Consider the following 3474-nt stretch of genomic DNA (forward strand, 5'->3'; position numbering starts at 1 on the left):
GTCCTGGGGTTCTCCCCACCGGGCACCGCCCGCGCCGGCTCACCCAGCGGGGTGAGCCGGCGCGGTTCTTTTTGCGCCTTGAGGGCGTGACGCGCGGGCCGGTTGTCCACAACACCCCAGTTGTCCACAGCTGCCCGATCCGGGTCTGGTGAGCCCCGCCCACCCGCTGGCATCGTCGAAGACACGCACCGTGATCACCGGGACCGCCCCGGTGACGGCTGCGCACCGACGAGGGGGCGAACACGATGACGGGCACCGACGAGCTCGCGAGACACCGCCGCGACCTGGGCGCCTGGGGCGAGGACATCGCCCTCGGCTACCTCCGGGAACGCGGCCTCGTCCTGCTGGCCCGCAACTGGCGCTGCCGCGAAGGCGAGCTGGACCTCGTCTTCACCGACCGCACCCGCGTCATCGTGTGCGAGGTGAAAACCCGCTCCGGCACCGAATTCGGCCTGCCGACGGAGACGGTCACGGAGGAGAAGGCCGGCCGCGTCCGCCGGGCGGCCCAGCGCTGGCTCCGCGAGTTCCGCCTCGGCTGGTGCCCCGTCCGCTACGACGTGATCACCGTCCTGGCGGAGCCGGGCACTCGCCCGCAGCTGCAGCACATCGAGGCGGCGTTCTGATGCCCATCGCCAAGGCGTGGTCGGCCGGTCTCGTCGGGATCAACGGCCGGGTGATCGAAATCGAAGCCGACCTCGGCGGCGGGCTGAGCCGGATCACCCTCGTGGGCCTGCCCGATGCGGGGCTGCGCGAGGCGAAGGACCGCGTCCGGTCCGCTGTCCGCAATTCCGGGCAGCCCTGGCCCGACGGCAAGGTCACGCTCGGCCTGTCCCCGGCGAACCTGCCCAAGATGGGGTCGGCCTTCGACCTCGGCATCGCGGCGGCGGTGCTCGCGGCGTCCGGTGCGGTCCCGGCCACCCGGCTGCTCGGCACGGTGCTGCTCGGCGAACTCGCCTTGGACGGCCGCATCCGCGCGGTCCGCGGCATCCTCCCGGGCCTGCTGGCGGCCCGGGAGGCCGGATACGGACGAGCCGTGGTGCCGACGGACTCCCTCGTCGAGGCGGCGCTCGTGGACGGCATGGACGTCGCGGGCGCGCCTCATCTGCGGGACTTCGTGGCCTGGATGAAGCGCGAGGCCGAGCTGGTCCACCCGGAGCCGCCCGGGCCGGTGATCCCGCCGGAGGTGCCGGACCTCGCGGACGTCGTCGGCCAGCCGGAGGCCCGCTGGGCTCTGGAGGTCGCCGCGGCGGGCGGGCACCACCTCCTCCTGAGCGGGCCGCCGGGCGTGGGCAAGACGATGCTGGCGAAGCGCCTGCCGGGCCTCCTCCCGCACCTGACGTCGGAGGAGTCGTTGGAGGTCACCGCGGTCCACTCGGTCGACGGCTCGTTGTCGAAGTCCTCACCGCTGGTCACGGTTCCCCCGTTCGTCGCCCCGCACTATTCGATCTCGGTGCCGGCCCTGATCGGCGGCGGCAGCGGAGTCGCCTGCCCGGGTGCGATCAGCCGGGCCCACCGCGGCGTCCTGTTCCTGGACGAGGTCTGCGAGTTCGGCGGCCAGTGCCTCGAATCGCTCCGGACGGTTCTCGAAGAGGGCGAGGTGCGCATTTCCCGGGTCAAGGGCTCGGTCACCTACCCCGCGCGGTTCCAACTGGTCCTCGCAACCAACCCGTGTGCGTGCGCGCCGCCGAAGGATGCGGACTGCGTCTGCTCGCCGAACGCCCGCCGCCGCTACCTCGCCAAGCTGTCCGGCCCGCTCCTCGACCGCGTCGACCTGAGGGTCAGGCTGCGCCCCCTGAGCGCGATCAGCGCGCACGACACCAGCGCGGCGGAGCCATCGAAAGCCGTGCGCGAGCGGGTCCTCGCGGCCCGCGAGCGAGCAGCCCAACGCTGGAACGAGCACGGCTGGCTGTCGAACTCGGAGGTACCGGGACCGGCGCTGCGCCGCGAGTTCGCCCTGCCGCCGAACGCCACGGCGGTCCTGGACCGAGCCATGGACCGAGGAGCCCTGAGCGGCCGAGGAGCCGACCGTTGCTTGAGAATCGCCTGGACCTTGGCCGACCTGGACGGCGAACCCCGCCCGGGCGCCGAACAAGTCGGAGCGGCCCTGGCCTTCCGAGAGCGGGTGGCGGCATGAGCGGGGCTTACCTGCTGCAGGTGGCCAAGCCACCTGCGCCCACCGTCGTCGCCGGGCACGGGCTCGCGGCTTCCCGAGAGCAGCTGCCATCAGCGCCCGGCGGCGCCATCGCCCACCGCGAGCCGACACGGATATCGCCTGCGGACGAGCGAGTGCCCGAGCCACGAGCGCCCGCCGTGACCGCCTTCGCCAGGGGGCGCGTCCTCGTGGCTTGCCGGGAACGAGCGATCGAGCCTCTGGCAGTGATGACCGCCCCTGCCGCTGTGCGCCCGTTGTCACCTTTCCCACCGGGTAGAGGCCTGGGCGCCGATGAGCTGTGGCGGGCGCGGGCGTATCTGCCGCTGGTAGCCGGGCCGACATCGCCCGTCCTCGTCGCTTGGCGTGAACTGGTGGCTTTCCAGGAACGGACGGTCAAGCCGCTCGGGACGCCCGGGATCACTTTCGTCGGTAAGCGCGGGCCAGCCACCTTTCCGGAACAGGCGGTCGAGCCCAGCATCGCGTTCATCGATGGTCGCGTGCCGATGCCGGCAGTTCGAGAGCAGGTGGCGGCATGAGCGCCGACGAGTTGCGGCAGGCCCGCGCCTACCTGCTGCGGGTGGCCGAGCCACCGGCGCCCGCCGTCGTCGCCTTCGTTAGCGCACATGGGCCGATAGCGGCAGCCGCGCGTATCCGGCGTGGCGACTGCCCGGACGAAGTGCTCAAGGTGACCGAGGCACGAAGCGGCTACGACCTCGTCAGCCAGGACTTCGCCCGAGCCGCCGAGGCCGGCGCTCGCCTGGTCGTCCCCGAGGACGACGAGTGGCCCGCCTGGCCGCTGCACGCCATCGATGTTGCGGCTCAGTGTGGCGTCGCCGAAGCCGTGCAGCCACTGGCCCTGTGGGTTGTCGGCGACGTTGCGCTCGGCACGGCCGCCGATCGGGCCGTGGCCATTGTCGGTGCTCGCGCCGCGACCGACTACGGCGAACACCACGCCGCCGAGTTCGCGTACGGGCTGGCCAGCCGGAATGTGCCCGTGGTCTCCGGCGCCGCTTACGGCATCGACGGGGCAGCGCACCGCGGCGCGCTCGCCGCCGAGGGCATCACCGCGGCCGTGCTGGGATGCGCTGTCGACGCCGGCTATCCGGCCGGGCACGTCGCGATGCTGAAACGGGTCGTCCAATCCGGTGGCGCGGTCATCAGCGAGTACCCGCCTGGCACTTCGCCGGCGCGGCACCGCTTCCTCGTCCGCAATCGGCTCATGCGGCGTTCTCTGGGGGTAGCCGGGCGGCTGTCGCGGTCGAGCGGGGTTTTCGCAGCTCGATGGCCTGGGGCGGACAGTAGCGCAGTGCAACAGGTGTCGC

The 3474-nt window shown here is 72.6% G+C and carries 4 protein-coding genes; all 4 read left to right on the top strand.

The window, feature by feature from the left end; all coding sequences use genetic code 11:
* The first annotated feature begins 245 nt into the window (after positions 1-245).
* Positions 246-623, top strand: a complete 378-nt coding sequence (locus ACWEVN_RS47215; RefSeq protein ID WP_449683672.1) for a YraN family protein — start codon at positions 246-248, stop codon at positions 621-623.
* Entirely contained in the window at positions 623-2134 is a 1512-nt protein-coding gene (locus ACWEVN_RS47220) for a YifB family Mg chelatase-like AAA ATPase (protein WP_452055622.1), read from the top strand. Before ACWEVN_RS47215 ends, ACWEVN_RS47220 begins: the two co-directional genes overlap by 1 nt.
* The gene (locus ACWEVN_RS47225; RefSeq protein WP_452055623.1) at positions 2131-2688 is read left to right on the top strand and encodes a hypothetical protein; all 558 of its coding nucleotides are present in this window, start codon (positions 2131-2133) and stop codon (positions 2686-2688) included. The genes ACWEVN_RS47220 and ACWEVN_RS47225 overlap by 4 nt, the downstream gene beginning before the upstream one ends.
* Positions 2685-3474: DNA-processing protein DprA (locus ACWEVN_RS47230; RefSeq protein WP_452055624.1), on the top strand; the 790-nt coding region annotated here is incomplete at its 3' end. The genes ACWEVN_RS47225 and ACWEVN_RS47230, both read left to right, overlap by 4 nt.

This window comes from Amycolatopsis sp. NPDC003861 (genome assembly GCF_053605405.1).